The 15,249-nt window shown below is 63.3% G+C and carries 18 protein-coding genes; 11 read left to right on the top strand and 7 right to left on the bottom strand.

All coding sequences use genetic code 11. From position 1 onward, the window contains the following. Window positions 1-15: 15 nt before the first annotated feature. The 3 genes from cynS (at window position 16) to CAG25_RS19315 (ending at window position 1,472) form a co-directional block, all read left to right on the top strand. Window positions 16-480 carry a cyanase gene (gene cynS, locus CAG25_RS19325; RefSeq protein WP_011334741.1) on the top strand — a complete coding sequence of 155 codons (465 nt, stop codon included), beginning with the start codon at window positions 16-18 and terminating at the stop codon, window positions 478-480. An 84-nt stretch (window positions 481-564) separates the two neighbouring features. Beyond that, the gene (locus tag CAG25_RS19320; protein ID WP_085610644.1) at window positions 565-801 is read left to right on the top strand and encodes a DUF2790 domain-containing protein; all 237 of its coding nucleotides are present in this window, start codon (window positions 565-567) and stop codon (window positions 799-801) included. 11 nt (window positions 802-812) lie between these two features. After that, window positions 813-1,472 carry a carbonic anhydrase gene (locus tag CAG25_RS19315; protein WP_085610645.1) on the top strand — a complete coding sequence of 220 codons (660 nt, stop codon included), beginning with the start codon at window positions 813-815 and terminating at the stop codon, window positions 1,470-1,472. Window positions 1,473-1,520: 48 nt separating this feature from the next. Here CAG25_RS19315 and CAG25_RS19310 read toward each other — a convergent pair whose 3' ends face one another. After that, window positions 1,521-3,023, bottom strand: a complete 1,503-nt coding sequence (locus CAG25_RS19310; protein WP_085610646.1) for an aldehyde dehydrogenase family protein — start codon at window positions 3,021-3,023, stop codon at window positions 1,521-1,523. A 69-nt stretch (window positions 3,024-3,092) separates the two neighbouring features. Beyond that, window positions 3,093-4,001 carry a glutaminase B gene (gene glsB / locus CAG25_RS19305; protein ID WP_011334745.1) on the bottom strand — a complete coding sequence of 303 codons (909 nt, stop codon included), beginning with the start codon at window positions 3,999-4,001 and terminating at the stop codon, window positions 3,093-3,095. A 241-nt stretch (window positions 4,002-4,242) separates the two neighbouring features. Here glsB and CAG25_RS19300 point away from each other — a divergent pair, with 241 nt between their 5' ends. Both CAG25_RS19300 and CAG25_RS19295 read left to right on the top strand, forming a co-directional pair. Then, a complete protein-coding gene (locus CAG25_RS19300) occupies window positions 4,243-4,446 on the top strand; it encodes a hypothetical protein (RefSeq protein WP_007950576.1) in 204 nt (67 codons plus the stop codon). A 59-nt stretch (window positions 4,447-4,505) separates the two neighbouring features. Beyond that, a complete protein-coding gene (locus CAG25_RS19295; RefSeq protein WP_085610647.1) occupies window positions 4,506-5,021 on the top strand; it encodes a DoxX family protein in 516 nt (171 codons plus the stop codon). 3 nt (window positions 5,022-5,024) lie between these two features. Here the strand turns inward: CAG25_RS19295 and CAG25_RS19290 are convergent, their stop codons facing one another. Next, entirely contained in the window at window positions 5,025-6,638 is a 1,614-nt protein-coding gene (locus CAG25_RS19290) for a murein L,D-transpeptidase (RefSeq protein ID WP_085610648.1), read from the bottom strand. A 151-nt stretch (window positions 6,639-6,789) separates the two neighbouring features. Between CAG25_RS19290 and CAG25_RS19285 the strand changes: the two genes are divergently transcribed. From CAG25_RS19285 to CAG25_RS19270, 4 genes are all read left to right on the top strand, one after another. Further along, complete coding sequence (locus CAG25_RS19285) at window positions 6,790-7,503, top strand: murein L,D-transpeptidase catalytic domain family protein (protein WP_085610649.1); 714 nt, start codon at window positions 6,790-6,792, stop codon at window positions 7,501-7,503. A gap of 147 nt (window positions 7,504-7,650) precedes the next feature. After that, window positions 7,651-7,908, top strand: a complete 258-nt coding sequence (locus CAG25_RS19280; protein ID WP_085610650.1) for a DUF2790 domain-containing protein — start codon at window positions 7,651-7,653, stop codon at window positions 7,906-7,908. A gap of 12 nt (window positions 7,909-7,920) precedes the next feature. Continuing rightward, window positions 7,921-8,592 carry a heavy metal response regulator transcription factor gene (locus CAG25_RS19275; protein ID WP_039767117.1) on the top strand — a complete coding sequence of 224 codons (672 nt, stop codon included), beginning with the start codon at window positions 7,921-7,923 and terminating at the stop codon, window positions 8,590-8,592. Then, on the top strand, window positions 8,589-10,004 hold the full coding sequence (locus CAG25_RS19270) for a heavy metal sensor histidine kinase (RefSeq protein ID WP_085610651.1): 1,416 nt from the start codon (window positions 8,589-8,591) through the stop codon (window positions 10,002-10,004). Before CAG25_RS19275 ends, CAG25_RS19270 begins: the two co-directional genes overlap by 4 nt. Here the strand turns inward: CAG25_RS19270 and CAG25_RS19265 are convergent. After that, window positions 9,949-11,349, bottom strand: a complete 1,401-nt coding sequence (locus tag CAG25_RS19265) for an MFS transporter (protein ID WP_085610652.1) — start codon at window positions 11,347-11,349, stop codon at window positions 9,949-9,951. The genes CAG25_RS19270 and CAG25_RS19265 overlap by 56 nt on opposite strands. A gap of 103 nt (window positions 11,350-11,452) precedes the next feature. On the opposite strand from CAG25_RS19265, the gene CAG25_RS19260 reads away from it, so the two are divergent. Further along, entirely contained in the window at window positions 11,453-12,340 is an 888-nt protein-coding gene (locus tag CAG25_RS19260) for a LysR family transcriptional regulator (RefSeq protein ID WP_085610653.1), read from the top strand. Here the strand turns inward: CAG25_RS19260 and CAG25_RS19255 are convergent. After that, the gene (locus CAG25_RS19255) at window positions 12,337-12,957 is read right to left on the bottom strand and encodes a cell wall hydrolase (protein ID WP_085610654.1); all 621 of its coding nucleotides are present in this window, start codon (window positions 12,955-12,957) and stop codon (window positions 12,337-12,339) included. The two genes, CAG25_RS19260 and CAG25_RS19255, sit on opposite strands and share 4 nt — an antisense overlap. A 199-nt stretch (window positions 12,958-13,156) precedes the next feature. Between CAG25_RS19255 and CAG25_RS19250 the strand changes: the two genes are divergently transcribed. Then, window positions 13,157-14,008 (top strand): CAP domain-containing protein, encoded by an 852-nt coding sequence (locus CAG25_RS19250; protein WP_064597492.1) that lies wholly within the window; start codon window positions 13,157-13,159, stop codon window positions 14,006-14,008. Window positions 14,009-14,092: 84 nt separating this feature from the next. Here the strand turns inward: CAG25_RS19250 and CAG25_RS19245 are convergent, their stop codons facing one another. Continuing rightward, entirely contained in the window at window positions 14,093-14,245 is a 153-nt protein-coding gene (locus tag CAG25_RS19245) for a DUF2474 domain-containing protein (RefSeq protein WP_074688757.1), read from the bottom strand. Continuing rightward, window positions 14,232-15,248: a cytochrome d ubiquinol oxidase subunit II gene (cydB, locus tag CAG25_RS19240; protein ID WP_085610655.1), complete on the bottom strand. Its 1,017-nt coding sequence runs from the start codon at window positions 15,246-15,248 to the stop codon at window positions 14,232-14,234. Before cydB ends, CAG25_RS19245 begins: the two co-directional genes overlap by 14 nt. Between the last annotated feature and the right edge of the window lies 1 nt (window position 15,249).

Raw genomic sequence — 15,249 nt, 5'->3', positions numbered from 1 at the left:
GAAAGGAGAAGCACCATGCAATCCCAAGCCTACAACGACAGCCGCATCGCCCTCACCACCCGCGCCCTGGATGCCAAGGCTCAGAAAAACCTGTCGTGGCAGGACCTGGCCGACGGCACCGGCCTGAGCCTGGCCTACGTCACCGCCGCCCTCCTCGGCCAGCACCCATTGCCGAAAGCCGCTGCCGAAGTGGTCGGCGACAAGCTTGAGCTGAGCGCCGAAGACGTCGCCGCTCTGCAAATCATCCCGCTGCGCGGCAGCCTCGACGGCGTGCCGACCGACCCGACCATTTACCGCTTCCACGAGATGATCCAGATCTACGGCACCACCCTGAAGGCGCTGGTTCACGAGCAGTTCGGCGACGGCATCATCAGCGCGATCAACTTCAAGCTCGACATCAAGAAAGTCGAAGACCCTGAAGGCGGCTCCCGCGCCGTGGTCACCCTCGACGGCAAGTTCCTCCCGCTGCGTCCGTTCTGATCCCTCCCGGGCCCGCACCCCGCGTGCGGCCCCCTCCAAACCTGATTTGCCAAGTCATCACCACATCTGTCTGGAGGCTGCCCCATGCAAAAAATTCTGTTGACCCTGGCCCTGCTCGCCGGCCTCGCCACCCAGGCCCAGGCTGATGAAGAGGCCGTCGCCTACCGCTACGGCATGTCGCTGGACATCGCGCAAGTCGTGAGCATCACCCCGGTCGCCGACGTCTGCGGCGTAGTGCCGGTCGAAATGACTTACCTCGACAGCCACGGCGCAAAACACATTCTTCAATACAGCGAATTCGGCACCGGCTGTTCGAACTGAGAGGACACACCATGAAAAACCTGATCGAAGGCTTCCTGAAGTTCCAGAACGAGGCGTTTCCGCAACGCACCGAGCTGTTCAAACACCTGGCGACCACCCAAACCCCGGGCACCTTGTTCATCACGTGCTCCGACAGCCGTGTAATACCGGAACTGCTGACCCAGCAAGAACCCGGCGAGCTGTTCGTGATCCGCAACGCCGGCAATATCGTGCCGTCCTACAGCCCGCATCCGGGCGGGGTTTCGGCGACGGTGGAATACGCGGTGGCCGTGCTCGGCGTAACCGACATCGTGATCTGCGGCCACTCCGATTGCGGCGCGATGACCGCCATCGCCCAGTGCAAATGCATGGATCACCTGCCCGCCGTCAGCGGCTGGCTGCAACACGCCGAGTCGGCGAAAGTGGTCAACGAATCGCGGCTACACGCCAATGACGCCGCCAGGCTGAGTTCGATGGTGCGGGAAAACGTGATCGCGCAACTGGCGAATATCCAGACTCACCCGAGCGTGCGCCTGGCTCAGGAGAAAGGCCTGCTGAATCTGCATGGCTGGGTGTACGACATCGAGACCGGCTCGATCGACGCACTGAGTGCCGACCGTCGCACCTTTGTCTCGCTGGCCGAGCAACCGTCGACGTGCGCGGTGTACGGTCAGGCAGTCGAAGCGGCTTGAAGACACAACGCCGCGCCCGTCATTGCGACGGGCGCGGCGTTGTTCTGTTCAGCGTTTTACGCCCAGATCGATCTGCGTCATGCGGCTGCGTACGGTGAACACGCCGTCACCGGAGAGGATCGCGCTGCGGGCAAACAGGCGGCCGCTTTCCCAGTTCGAAAGCCCCAGTTCCGGCTTGTTCAGCGCGTACTGGCCATCGACCCAACGGGTGATCCCGTTGCCCACGAACGGCGCGTTGACCGCGCTGTAGAAGCGCTCCTGAACCGCCGCGTCCTCGCTGATCAGCGACACGGTGAACTGCGGGCTGTAACGGTTGAACAGCGCGATGGCCTGATCCAGATCGTCGACGATCATCAGGCTGGTTTCCGGGGTTTCTTCCCATTCCCACTCGCGGCCCAGTTGAGCTTCGGGCAGCGGCTCGGCCAGGGCTTCGGTCTGGTAACCCTCGGCGCGATAGACCTCGACCGTCGCGTTCTGCCAGTCGCTCGGCAGGTAGCTTTCGCTGCCTTCGACGATATGCAATTTGCAGCCCTGACCACGCGCGGTGCCGGCCTGCTGCAAGGCGTCGAGGAACAGCGGCACCAGTTCGGCAGCACGGTCGCGCTGGATCAGGCAGACGTTCAACGTGTTGCAGACTTTGCGATCCAGCGAGTTGCGCACCACAGCGGCAAAGCGCCTGGCGTCGGCATCGCGGTCGGCGATCAGCCACGCGCCACCGGTGCCGTGCAGGCTGACGGCGGTACCGGCCTGCTGGGCGATGCTGCCCAACTGGCTGACTGCACGGCCCGAACCACGGGCCACCGCCAGCGACAGACGCCGGTCGGCGAACATCGCCCAACCGGCGGCGTGGTTGACGCTCTCCACCAGCGACACCGCACCCGCCGGCAGACCGGCATCGGCCAACGCCGGGTTCAGGGCGTGGGTGACGATCGCTTGCGCGGTGCCCAACGCATCGCTGCCAATGCGCAGCACGGCGGTGTTGCCGGTGCGCAACACGCCTGCGGCGTCGGCGAAGACGTTTGGCCGGCCTTCGAACACGAACGCGACGATGCCCAGCGGCGACACTACCTGCTCGACCTTCCAGCCATCATGTTCGACGCTGCTGATCACTTTGCCGCGGGTGGCCGGCGCATCACGCCAGGCCCGCAGGCCGGCGATCATGTCGCGGCGCATGCGCTCGTCGGCGAGCAAGCGGGTAGTGGAACGGCCGCGCGCCTTGGCCCGTTCGATGTCGGCGAGGTTGGCGGTTTCGATCAGTGCCCAGGCGTCCGGGTTTTCCAGACGTTGGGCAAACAGATCGAAGAAGCGGCTGATGGCCTCGTCCGACACCGCGGACAACGCGGTAAACGCCACCGCTGCACGCTCGATTGCCACCGAGGCTGCCTGCTGATCCGCCACCGGAATCAGCAACAGCTCGCCGCTCACCTGCTCCACCAGCAGATGGTCGCCGGGTCGGAAACGCTCGGCCAGTTCGGGGCTGACCACGGTGACGCGGTTACCGGCGAAAGGGATAGGCGTGCCAGCGACGAGACGTTCGAGCGCGAGAGACATGGAGCGGATTCACCATATTGAGGGCGGCCGGAAAATGTATAGGTTGGCCTCCCTCAACGCAACACGGGTTCAGAACACCGACCAGCCAATCCGCGAACTGAGCATTTCCAGCGCCGCCATCCCCGCCAGCGAATTGCCCGCCGTGTTCAACTCAGGCGACCACACGCACACCGTGAACTGCCCCGGCACCACCGCGACAATACCGCCACCGACGCCGCTCTTGCCCGGCAGACCGACGCGGTAGGCGAAGTTGCCCGCCTCGTCGTACAGGCCGCTGGTGGCCATGATCGAGTTGACTTGCTGGGTCTGGCGGCGAGTAAGAATCTGCTCGCCGCTGTGCTTGCAGAAACCGTCGTTGGCCAGGAAGCAGAACGCCCGGGCCAGATCGATGCAGTTCATGCGCAACGCGCAGTGGCTGAAGTAGCTGCGCAGCACCGCTTCAACGTCGTTGTGGAAATTGCCGAAGGATTGCATCAGGTACGCCATCGCTGCGTTGCGCGCGCGGTGCTGGTATTCGGAGTCGGCGACCTTGCCGTCGACCATCACCTGCGGATTGCCCGACAGCCGCCGCACGAAGTCGCGCATCGACAACGCCGGTGCGGCAAAGCGCGACTGGTTGATGTCGCAGATCACCAGCGCCCCGGCATTGATGAACGGATTGCGTGGGCGGCCGCGTTCGAATTCCAGCTGCACCAGCGAGTTGAACGGCTGGCCGGACGGCTCGTGGCCCAGGCGTTCCCAGATCGCCTCGCCGGAATGTTCGATGGCCTGCACCAGGCTGAATACCTTGGAAATACTCTGCACCGAGAACGGCGTCTCGGCGTCGCCGGCGCAATACATCTCGCCGTCGTTGCCATACACGGCGATGCCCAGTTGATTGGCCGGCACGGTGCCGAGGGCGGGAATGTAGTCAGCCACTTTGCCCTGCCCGATCAGGGGCCGGACAGCGTCAAGGATCTCGTTCAACAGCGCTTGCATGCCGGGTCTCGAAGTCTCGCCCCATGGGATTGCGGGGACACGGTGGCTAGACGCTGCGCCCGGCAATCGAATCACACCGGCGCTGTGTATCGCAGTGTGTACGGCCCGACGCCCGACACATCCCGCGCACAAATCCGGCCCTTTGCGACACATCCGCGATACAGCCTGACGCTCAAATACGCCTGTCGATCGGCAACCCCGATCAAGCCTTTGAACTCACCTATCGCATTGGAGATTCACCATGACCAAGCTCTCGAAAACCTCCCTGACGCTCGGCCTTCTGCTTGCCGGTGGCCTGGCTCTGTCCAACGCGGCTTCGGCCTCGGAAGCGTTCAGCGTCAAGCAACTGGATCACGGCTACAGCCAGACCCAGGCCAAAGCCGACTCGGCGGAAAAAACCTCGGAAGGCAAATGCGGCGAAGGCAAGTGCGGCGCCGGCGAGTAACCCTTTTCATGGGGCACGCCGGTGCCCCGTTTTCCCCCTTGAATGAATGGAGCCTTGCCATGACCACAGCTCTCTCGTCGGCCGTCAAAGGCCTGCATGTGAACCTTGACCGCGCCGGCCAGTGGCTCGCGCCGCTGACCTTGCGCCTGTTCATCGCCTGGGAGTTTTTCGAATCGGGGCTGGAGAAATTCAACGGCCAGAACTGGTTCGAAGACATTCAGGAGCGGTTCCCGTTTCCCTTCGACCACTTGCCGGCCACGCTGAACTGGGAACTGTCGATGTGGGCCGAGCTGATCTGCGCGCTGGCGATCCTGATCGGATTCGGCACGCGGATTTCGGCGATTTCTCTGATTGTCGTGACCGTCGTCGCCACCGCTGCCGTGCACTGGCCGGCGGACTGGTCATCGTTGAGTGAGCTGGCCCAGGGTTACGCGATCACCAACAAGGGCTTCGGCAACTTCAAGCTGCCGGCGATTTACTTGGCTGCGCTGCTGCCGCTGGTGTTTGCCGGGGCCGGCAAGTTGAGCGTGGATGCGTGGCTGGCGCGGTTTTTCTGGAAACGCGCCAGCCACTGAGGATCAATGCGCCCGGTCCAGCCCGGCCAGCAACGCACTGTCACGGCTGTAGATGTCCGGCGCGTAGAGCACACGCCCCTGGCCATCGACCTGTGCTGTCCAGTAAGTCATGAGGATCGGCACCGGATTGCTCAGGCGGAATTCATGGGTGGTGCCGGTGGCCAACAAGGTGTCGGTGCGCGCCTTTTCCGCCGGGCTGAGCAGGAAATCGCGCAGCTTCATCGGATGCTCGACCCGCACGCAGCCGGAGCTGAACGCCCGTGGCCCTTTGTCGAACAGCGCCTTGCTCGGCGTGTCGTGCAGGTACACCGAGAACGGGTTGGGGAAACGAATGACCATTTGCCCCAGCGGGTTGCGTGGCCCGGCGTCCTGACGCAGGAGGATGTTGCCGGGGTTGTCCCAGTCAATGTCGGCGGCGGCCAGCGGCTGGCCGTTGGCGTCGAGCACTTGCAGGTTCTGGCGGCTGAGGAAGGTCTGATCCTTGCGGATTTCCGGCAGCTTGTCTTCCTTCCAGATGGTCGGCGGCACGGTCCAGGTCGGGTTCAGCGTCAGGCGCGTGACCCGGGATTTGAGCAGCGGGGTCTGGCGTTCGGCGCGCCCGACCTGGGTGCGGGTCTGCCACACCGGCAGGCCACCTTGATAAAGCGTCAGCTCGGCAGCGGCGACGTTGACCAGCAGACCGTCCGGCTCCATGTCTTGGGCCATCCAGCGGAAACGTTCAAGGTTGACCCGCAATTGTTCGCGACGGGTCAACGGGCTGATGTTCAGCTCCGCAATCGTCCCCGGCCCGACCACCCCGTCGGCCTGCAACGAATGGTTGGCCTGAAAACGCTTCACCGCCTCCACCAATACGCCGTGATAAGCGTTGTCCGGCGTGCCGACCACACTGCTCAGATAACCTTCGCTGTAGAGCCGGCGGGCCAGTTCCGGCAAGCGTTTGTCTTCCATGTCCGGACGCAGCAACGGGCCGTTGCCCACCGACGTCCACTGAGGCAGGGCTTGCAGGCGCTGCGCGGCATACAGATGACGCAGGTTCTGGTACTGCGCCAACTGCGGCCGGGCCAGATCGAAGGCGGCGGGAACGTTGTGCACGCCTGGCACGGCGATCGCCAGCAATTCAGCCTGACGGTCGCGAGGCGTTTCGTCGGAATGCCACAGCGGTTCGAAGTGCGATTGCAACAGGCGGCCGTAATGCAGATCCTGCAGGGCTTGCAGGTAATAGCGGCTGATCTCGATATCGGCGCACAGTTCTCCATCCTGCGGGGCAGTGAGCGCTACCGGATAGCGTTTCGGGTTCAGGCCATCGTCGGCCAACAGCTGCAATTGCGCATGCAAGGCCGGCAATTGCCCGCCATCGGCCCACACTGGCAGCCAGTCCTGCTGCTGGTAGAACGCGCGCAACTGATCCAGCGCCGGGCCGTTGAGACTAGTGCCGATCGTCGGGCACGCCTGGGGCAGGCTGATCAGCGCGGCCTGCAGCGGGCTCTGCGGTTCGATGGGCATTTCCGTCGGCACGGGCGGCATCGTCGGGAGTCCCGGCAACGGCTCTTCGGCGCAAGCGACAAACGGCGCAGCGAGCAAACAAATGCTCAAGTAGCATGCGTACTTTTTGAACAACTGCTTTACTCCAATCCATGGCCGTCTTGATTGACGGTCAACCTTACCTCAGGTGCGGTGCACAGTCAGGCCCGATTCGCGGGCTTGCCGGGAACGACTGGACGTCAGGAGCCTAAGTGCCAAACAAGTAGCAAGTGGAGACTCACTTTAAATGTTGACGTTTTTGCGCCGACTTCTGCTGACTGCCACCGCCCTTGGCGTGCTGACCAGTCCAGCCTTTGCCGCCGGCACCACTTCGCCGGTTCTCTACACCAGCCTCGCGCACGCCGCGCCGGAACTCAATCCCCAGGCGCTGAAAGGTGCCTTGAACGCCATGCAATGTGCGATCAACAACGGCGCGAAGCAGTCTCGTCATCTGGCGATCATCGACTATTCGCAGCCGTCCACCGAGCGCCGGTTGTGGATCTTCGACCTGACGCGGAAAAAACTGGTGCTGCGCGATCTGGTCGCCCACGGCTCGAACTCCGGGGAAAACTTCGCCACCCGGTTCTCCAACCGTGAAGGCAGTTTTCAGTCCAGCCTCGGCCTGTTCCGGACCCAGGAAAGTTACCAGGGCACCCACGGTTACTCGCTGCGCATGGACGGTCTGGAACCGGGCATCAACGACATGGCCCGTGACCGCGCCATCGTCATCCACGCCGCCGACTACGTGAACCCGTTCTGGAGCAAACGTACCGGCCGTCTGGGCCGCAGCCAGGGTTGCCCGGCCGTGCGACCGCAAGTGGCCAAACGGGTGATCGACAGCCTGAAGAACGGCCAATTCATGTTCTCCTGGTATCCGGATCAGCAGTGGCTGAAATCCTCGCCGTACCTCAACTGCCAGCCACAACAGATCGCGAGCATTCTCAGCACTCACGCCAGCTGAATACGCTGTGGGAGTGCGCTGGCTCCCACAGGTTCGGTTTATTACAGATTTGTCATCGAGTTGTCGGTTTGCCGAGCGGATCGCCCGGTAGCTTGAAGTTGTCCCGGCCAGAACGCCGATCAACTTCAACGATTCGAGTGACTCATCATGAAAACCCTGATCCTCGCCTTCACCGCCCTCCTCGCCACCGGTTCCGTGTTCGCCGCGCCTGCGCCGGACGCTGCCGTCATTCATGACAAAACCGGCTTCTTCGTGCACCTGGATGTCGACAAAGTCCTCTCCAGCACCGATATTTCCCAGGCCTGCGGCGTGATCCCCGCGCAGCTCAACTACCTCGACCACCAGGGCCGTGAACATGTGCTGGACTATCAAGTGCAAGGCAGCGGCTGCACCAACGACCATTGAGGCGCAGTAGCCATGAATATCCTTGTTGTCGAAGACGAACCCAAGGCCGGCAATTATTTGCTCAACGGCTTGCAGGAACTGGGCTACAGCGTGAGCCTGGCCCGGGACGGCGCCGACGGTCTGCACCTGGCGCTGGAATTCGACTTCGACGTGATCGTGCTGGACGTGATGATGCCGAAAATGGATGGCTGGGAAGTCCTGCGCCGGCTGCGCAAGGAAACCGACACTCCGGTGCTGTTCCTGACTGCCCGCGACGACATCGCCGACCGGGTCAAAGGCCTGGAACTGGGCGCCGACGATTACCTGATCAAGCCGTTTTCCTTCGCCGAACTGGTGGCACGCCTGCGCACCCTGACCCGGCGCGGTCCGATCCATGAAGAAGAGCAATTGCAGGTGGCCGATCTGCAGATCGATGTGCTCAAGCGTCGGGTCAGCCGCGCCGGCAACCGGATCACCCTGACCAACAAGGAATTCGCCCTGCTGCAACTGTTCGCCACCCACACCGGGCAAGTGCTGTCGCGCTCGCTGATCGCCTCGCGGGTGTGGGACATGAATTTCGACAGCGACACCAACGTGGTCGATGTCGCCGTGCGCCGCCTGCGGGCGAAGATCGACGATCCGTTCCCGCTCAAGCTGATCCACAGCGTGCGCGGCATCGGCTACCGCTTCGATACCCAGCCATGAAAGTCGCCGGCACGTATTCCCTGACCTTGCGCCTGGCGCTGGTCTTCGCCGTGCTTGCCTTCGCCGCGCTGGCAGGCCTGGGCGCGGCGCTGTACAACCAACTGGAAGCAGCTCTGATTCGCCGCGACGACATCCAGTTGGTCAGTCGCGTCGATCAGTTGCGCACCTTCCTCAACGACAGCAACACCCTGGAGCTGATCAAGAACAAGCCGGCGCTGTTTCAGAACATGCTCGGCAACCGCGAAGCCTTGCTGACCATCGGCGCACCCGGCCAGCCGCCGCTGCTGGTGGTCAACCCCGGCAACCTCGCCACCCCGAACTTGCCCGCCGTACCGATCGATCATCCGATGGCCCTGAGCGATGTACAGCACTTGCCGAGCGTCGACGGTGTGCCGTTTTCGGCGGTGGCGGCGACCATCGACTCGGGCGATCTGGGCAACCTGCAGGTGCTCACCGGACGCCTGATGACCGAGCGCACGGCAATGCTCGCCAATTACCGCCTCAGCGTGTATGGGCTCGCATCATTGGCCGCGATCGTGCTGGCGCTGGTCGGCTGCCTGCTGGTGTATCGCGGTTTGCTGCCATTGCGGCGGATTGCCCGGCATGCCCACGGAATCGGCATCGCCAACCTCGGCGAACGCCTCGACCGCCACGGCACGCCCCGGGAATTGCAACCGATGATCGAAGCTTTCAACGCGATGCTCGACCGGCTTGACCGAGGGGTTGCGCAACTGAGCCAGGTCTCCACCGACATGGCCCACGAACTGCGCACGCCGATCAACAACCTGCTCGGCGAGACCCAGGTCGCCCTGCAACAGAACCGCAGCGTCGACGCCTATCAGCAGTTGCTCGCCTCCAACGTCGAAGAACTCGAACGGCTGGCGCGGATGCTCGACAACATGCTGTTTCTCGCCCGCACCGACCCGGCCAGCGCGCTGAGTCAGCGTCAGGAACTGGACGCCTGCGATGAGATGCAGCGCATTGCTGATTACTTCGAAGGGCTGGCCGCCGACGTCGGCATCAGCATCGAGGCCCGTGGCAGCGGCGTGATCTGGGCCGAACCGATGCTGCTGCGCCGCGCCCTGGCCAATCTGTGCGCCAACGCGATCAAGTACGGCGCGGCGGATTCGACGCTGCAGGTCGAGGCCGTGGCTGAAGCGGACGGCAGTTATCTGCGGGTACGCAATCAGGGCGCGACCATTCCTGCCGAACACCTGTCGCGGCTGTTCGAACGCTTCTACCGCGTCGATCCGTCCCGCGAGCGCTCGGCCCAATCCAACGGACTGGGCCTGTCGATTGTCGCGACCATCATGCAATTGCATCAGGGCCGCTACAGCGTCAGCAGCGCCGACGGCATCACCTGCTTTGAACTGTTCTTTCCGGCACGGGAGACGCGAGACGCAGGTGTGTGAAGGCACCGAGCGCAAACGCCGCGAACATCAATGCCGAGGCCACGCCGAAAGTCATGTGCAAGCCGGCCGCAATAACTTCGGCCGGTGCCTGAGTCGGATCGTCCGTGGCCAGTGCAAACACCGCGCCCATCGCCGCCGCCCCGGTGATCAACCCCAGATTGCGCGACAGCCCGAGCATGGCCGAGACCACGCCGCGCTGATCCTGAGCAACGCCGGACATCAACCCGGTGTTGTTGGCGGCCTGGAACAGCGCATAACTCAAGGCCACCACCGTGATCGGCAGCACGTATGCAAGCACTCCGAAACTCACCGGAAACAGCGCCAACAAACCGCAACCGCAGGCCAGGCCGAACAACGCACCCGGCACCATCCGCCGCGCGCCGAAATGATCCACCAGCCGCCCGGCCGGTACGCCGCTGAATGCCGCCAGCAACGGCCCGATCGACAACACCAGTCCGACCTGAGTGCTGGTGAGCCCCAAACCTCGGCTCAGGTAAAACGGCCCGACCACCAGCGTGGTCATCATCACCGTGGTCACCAGCAAGGTCAGCGCCAGACTGCTGCTGATTCGCGTGTCGGTGAACAATGACAGGTGAATCAGCGGCGCCTTGCTCCGCTTCTCGACCAGGATGAACAACCCCACGCCCAACAGGCTGAGCAACAGCAACGTCGGGGTAAGTCCTTCGATTGTCATCGCCAGCGCATAAGCCGCCAGCGTCAGCATCAACACGGCGGTGCCGGGATAATCAAATGCAACACCCGAGCGCACGATCCGATCCTTCGGCAAATAGCGATACACCAGCCACGCATTGAGCAAGCCCAACGGCACGTTGATCACAAAAATCGACTGCCAGCCGACATACGCCATCAACAGCCCGCCGAGCGACGGCCCGAGGGTCGTGCCGGTGGCCGACATCGTAGCCAGCAAGCCCATCGCACTGCCGGCTCGGGATTTGGGTACCGCGTCGGCCACCAGCGCCACCGTCAACGCGAACATGATCGCCGCGCCCAGGCCCTGCACCGCCCGCGCACCGATCAGCCAGCCAAGGCTCGGCGCCAGTGCGCAGGCCAGCGAAGCAGCGGTAAAGATGCCGATGCCGATCAACAGCAAACGCCGCCGCCCGAAGCCGTCACCCAGTCGCCCGACGCTGACAATCAACGTGGTGACCGCCAGCAGATAGGCCAGCACGATCCACTGCACCTGTTGAAAGGTCGCATCGAACGCCGCCGCCAGCGTGGGCAATCCGGAGTTGGCGATGCTGGTGTCGAGCGACGGCATCAGCATCGACAGCGCCAGACTGGTCAGCGCCCAGCGGGCTGAAGGGCTCAGGGGTTCTCGGTGCATGGGAGGCTCACAAGGCAGAAGTCATGGGACATAGCCTGAGCCTCGACAATACAAGGCGCAAGACGCATGCTTTGCACTTGATACCTGCATGGAACGCCATGTCATGAATGCACCGGATCTGAACCTGTTGATCACCCTCGACGTGCTGCTGAGCGAAGGCAGCGTCGCTCGCGCCGCCGAACGCCTGCGTCTGAGCCCGTCAGCCATGAGCCGCGCGCTGGCCCGGCTGCGCGAAACTATCGGCGATCCGCTGCTGGTGCGCGCCGGCCGAGGACTGGTGCCGACCCCGCGTGCGCTGGAGCTGCGTGACCGGGTCAGTTATCTGGTGCAGGAAGCCGAAGCGGTTTTGCGCCCGGCAGAAGTGCTCGATCCCGGCCAGTTGCGGCGCACCTTCACCCTGCGCAACACCGACGGTTTTGTCGAAACCTTCGCCGCCGCTCTGCTCGCCCGCATCGCCGAAGAGGCGCCCGGCGTGCGCCTGCGCTTTGTGCAAAAGGCCGACAAGGACAGCACGCTGTTGCGCGTAGGTCGGGTGGATCTGGAAACCGGCGTGGTCGACGACAGCACCGACCCGACGCTGCACAGCCGCATTCTGTTCCGCGATCAGTGGATTGGTGTGGTGCGCTTGGGGCATCCGTTGAGCAGCGGCAAGGTCAGCGCCAAACGCTTCGCCGCAGGCCAGCACATTCTGGTGTCACGCCGTGGACGCAGCAGCGGCCCGGTGGACGAAGCATTGCTCGCCTTCGGCCTGACGCGGGACATCGTCACCTCGTTTGGCGGGTTTTCGGCGGCGCTGACGCTGGTCCGTGAATCAGACCTGATCGCCACTGTCCCGGAGCGTCACACCAGCAAACTGCGAACGGGTCTGCACAGTTTCGCCTTGCCATTCCGGATGCCGGACATCAGCGTATCGATGCTCTGGCACCCGCGCATGGACGCCGACCCGGCGCATCGTTGGCTGCGCAATTGTGTGCGGGAAGTCTGCGCCTAACGCGCGTCCCCGCCAGCGGGTTTGTAGAACAGGAATTTCTTGGTCTCGGCGGTTTTTCTGTATTCCTTCGCCCAACTCGGATGAACGTTGCGGTCGTGGAAATACAGGGCGCCATGGGTGCGGTCGGTGAGCTGGCGGTTCAGTGCCTTGCCGGCGATTTCCTTGGCCAGCGCGTATTCGGCGTCCTCCTTGACCTGATCCGGACGCCCGTCGCACCACCAGGAAAACTGGCAACTCCTGGTTTCCGAGCCCTGCTTGACCACCTCGCAGACCGTGCCCGGAAAGCCGTCATGCCCGAGACGGTTCATCACCACACTGGCCACGCCTTCCATGTCGGCAGTGTCCTTGCCCTTGGCTTCCCAATAGATACTGCGTGCCAGACAGGTGATCGGATCGTCCAGCGGCGCAGCGCCGGCGGGGTCGACCGCCTGGGCTTCGGTCGGAGTGATGGCTTCGGATTTGGGTGCTGGGGGCGCGTCGGGTTTGTCGGCCGCTTTCTCTTCCAGTACTTCGGCTTTCGCTTCAGCCTTTTCCTTGATCGGCGCCTGATCGGTGGCCAGTGCCGTACCGCTCAGCAGGGTCAACGCAAGACAGCAAAGCAACCCGTTCAATCCCATGATCATTCTTCCGGCAGGGCCCGCTGCGGGCAAAGTGTTACGTGGTTGAGACGCCCGGATCCCGGGCTCTTCGCGAAGTGTAGACGGCAATTTTCACAGGATCGTTCCGCAGAAAAATCCGTGCCATGAAGAAAAAGACATTGCACCAACCGGGGCCCTTTCGCGCATGATGTGCGCACTCAGCCCAAGGGAGATTTCCATGCGCTTCATGCCATCCGTTCTGCGACTCGCCGCGTTGTCCGTGGGCCTGGCGCTGGCCACTTCGGCCATGGCCACCGACGAGTCGCAATTGATCGAATCGATCAACAGCTACCGCAGCCAGCCGCAGCGTTGTGGCAGCCAGGCGTCCAGCGAATTGCCGCCGCTGTCGGCCGATCCGCGCCTGATTCTGCCGGCCACCGGCGTGGTGGATTTGCAGCAGGCGATGTCCAGCGCTCGCTACCCGATGGTCAACGTGCAGGCGATCACCCTGAACGGACCACGGGACGCGGCGTCGGCGATGAAGGCGATTCAGGAGAGCTTCTGTCAGGTGGTGCTGGATCCGCAGTTCGTCGATATCGGTGTCAGTCGCGCCGACCGTGACTGGCGCATCACTCTGGCCCGACCGCTGCTGTCGGCCCGCCTCGGCGACGGTCAGGCGGAAGGCCAGAAACTCCTCGAACAACTCAATGCCGCCCGCGCCCAACCGCGCCAGTGCGGCAGTCAGGCATTCGCGGCGACCACGCCGCTGGCATGGAACGCCGTGCTTGGCGGCGTTGCCCAGGAACACAGCCGCGAGATGGCCAACAACAATTATTTCGACCACAAGGACCGCAACGGCGGCACTCCCGGCGACCGCGCCGAACTGGCCGGCTACAGCGGCCAGCAGGTCGGCGAGAACATCGCCGCCGGGCAGGACACGGTGCAGAAGGTCGTCGCCGGCTGGCTCGCCAGCCCCGGTCATTGCGCCAACCTGATGAACCCTCAGTATCGTGAGCTCGGCGCTGCGTACGCAGTCGATCCGAAGAGCAGTGCCGGCATTTACTGGACTGCGATGTTTGGCGGGGAGTAAACCTCAAGGCAGTTCCTCCCCCCGAGGGGAGGAAGTAAACCGCAGGCAATAAAAAACCGGAGCCAGGCTCCGGTTTTTTTATGGTCAATGAGTCCTCATCCCCGCCGCATACATCGCCAGTTTCAGCAGACTCGCCACCACCGCCAGCGAAACCACGCTGCCGGACCAGATCAACAGCAACCAGCCCAGGCGTTTGTACCAGCGGCTTTTCACTTCACGCATCTCAATGGTAGCCATCGCCAATCCTCACTTTGCCGCGGAACACGTAGTAGCTCCAGAAGGTGTACATCAGGATCACCGGCAGGATGAACAGCGCACCGATCAGGGCGAACAGCTGGCTGGTGGCCGGTGAAGCCGCCGCCCACAGGCTGACCGACGGCGGGATGATGTTCGGCCAGATGCTCAGTGCCAGACCGATGTAACCGAGGAACATCAGCGCCAGGGTGAACACGAACGGCCAGTGGGTGTGGCGCTGACGCAGCGAACGCAACAGCCCGAACAGCGCCAGCACCGCCAACACCACCAGCCCGGCGAACACGGTCAGGTGCGCATGGTTGAACCAGCGACTGGCTAGTTCCGGATGCAGTTGCAGCGTCCACACGCCGATCACCACCACCATCGCCAGCAGCAGCCACGCCAGTGGACGGCTGTAGTGACGCATCCGCGATTCGAGCATGCCTTCGGTCTTGACCAGCAACCAGGTGCTGCCGAGCAAGGCGTAGGCGATCACCAGACCGACGCCGCAGACCAGCGGGAACGGCGCCAGCCAGTCGAGACCGCCACCGGCAAACTGCCGATCCACCACCGGAATTCCCGACACATACGCGCCGATCACCACGCCCTGGGAGAACGTCGCCAGCAGCGAACCGCCAATGAACGCCCAGTCCCACAGATGGCGTTTTTCAGCCGGCGCCTTGAAGCGAAACTCGAACGCCACCCCACGGAAAATCAGACCCGCCAGCATGAAGATCAACGGCAGATACAGCGCCTCGAGAATCACCCCGTAAGCCAGCGGAAACGCGCCGTACAAAGCCGCGCCGCCGAGCACCAGCCAGGTTTCGTTGCCGTCCCACACCGGTGCGACGGTGTTCATCATCACGTCGCGTTCCTGCTCGTCGCTGATCATCGGGAACAGGATCCCGAGGCCCAGATCGAAGCCGTCCATGATCACGTACATCATCACCCCGAAGGCAATGATCACGCCCCAGATCAACGAGAGATCGATACCTTGAATACCCATG

Source organism: Pseudomonas sp. B16(2017), assembly GCF_002113205.1.
Lineage (GTDB): Bacteria > Pseudomonadota > Gammaproteobacteria > Pseudomonadales > Pseudomonadaceae > Aquipseudomonas > Aquipseudomonas pharyngis.
This window is presented reverse-complemented; position numbering and strand designations above follow the sequence as displayed.

Bases quoted from the DNA above. Each gene is read 5' to 3' on its own strand.
- CAG25_RS19245 (WP_074688757.1), bottom strand. From the start codon at position 14,245: ATGGCTACCATTGAGATGCGTGAAGTGAAAAGCCGCTGGTACAAACGC.
- CAG25_RS19260 (WP_085610653.1), top strand. From the start codon at position 11,453: ATGAATGCACCGGATCTGAACCTGTTGATCACCCTCGACGTGCTGCTG.
- CAG25_RS19320 (WP_085610644.1), top strand. From the start codon at position 565: ATGCAAAAAATTCTGTTGACCCTGGCCCTGCTCGCCGGCCTCGCCACC.
- CAG25_RS19275 (WP_039767117.1), top strand. From the start codon at position 7,921: ATGAATATCCTTGTTGTCGAAGACGAACCCAAGGCCGGCAATTATTTG.
- CAG25_RS19300 (WP_007950576.1), top strand. From the start codon at position 4,243: ATGACCAAGCTCTCGAAAACCTCCCTGACGCTCGGCCTTCTGCTTGCC.
- CAG25_RS19250 (WP_064597492.1), top strand. From the start codon at position 13,157: ATGCGCTTCATGCCATCCGTTCTGCGACTCGCCGCGTTGTCCGTGGGC.
- cydB (WP_085610655.1), bottom strand. From the start codon at position 15,248: ATGGGTATTCAAGGTATCGATCTCTCGTTGATCTGGGGCGTGATCATT.
- CAG25_RS19310 (WP_085610646.1), bottom strand. From the start codon at position 3,023: ATGTCTCTCGCGCTCGAACGTCTCGTCGCTGGCACGCCTATCCCTTTC.
- CAG25_RS19315 (WP_085610645.1), top strand. From the start codon at position 813: ATGAAAAACCTGATCGAAGGCTTCCTGAAGTTCCAGAACGAGGCGTTT.
- cynS (WP_011334741.1), top strand. From the start codon at position 16: ATGCAATCCCAAGCCTACAACGACAGCCGCATCGCCCTCACCACCCGC.
- CAG25_RS19295 (WP_085610647.1), top strand. From the start codon at position 4,506: ATGACCACAGCTCTCTCGTCGGCCGTCAAAGGCCTGCATGTGAACCTT.
- CAG25_RS19280 (WP_085610650.1), top strand. From the start codon at position 7,651: ATGAAAACCCTGATCCTCGCCTTCACCGCCCTCCTCGCCACCGGTTCC.
- CAG25_RS19270 (WP_085610651.1), top strand. From the start codon at position 8,589: ATGAAAGTCGCCGGCACGTATTCCCTGACCTTGCGCCTGGCGCTGGTC.
- CAG25_RS19265 (WP_085610652.1), bottom strand. From the start codon at position 11,349: ATGCACCGAGAACCCCTGAGCCCTTCAGCCCGCTGGGCGCTGACCAGT.
- glsB (WP_011334745.1), bottom strand. From the start codon at position 4,001: ATGCAAGCGCTGTTGAACGAGATCCTTGACGCTGTCCGGCCCCTGATC.
- CAG25_RS19255 (WP_085610654.1), bottom strand. From the start codon at position 12,957: ATGGGATTGAACGGGTTGCTTTGCTGTCTTGCGTTGACCCTGCTGAGC.
- CAG25_RS19285 (WP_085610649.1), top strand. From the start codon at position 6,790: ATGTTGACGTTTTTGCGCCGACTTCTGCTGACTGCCACCGCCCTTGGC.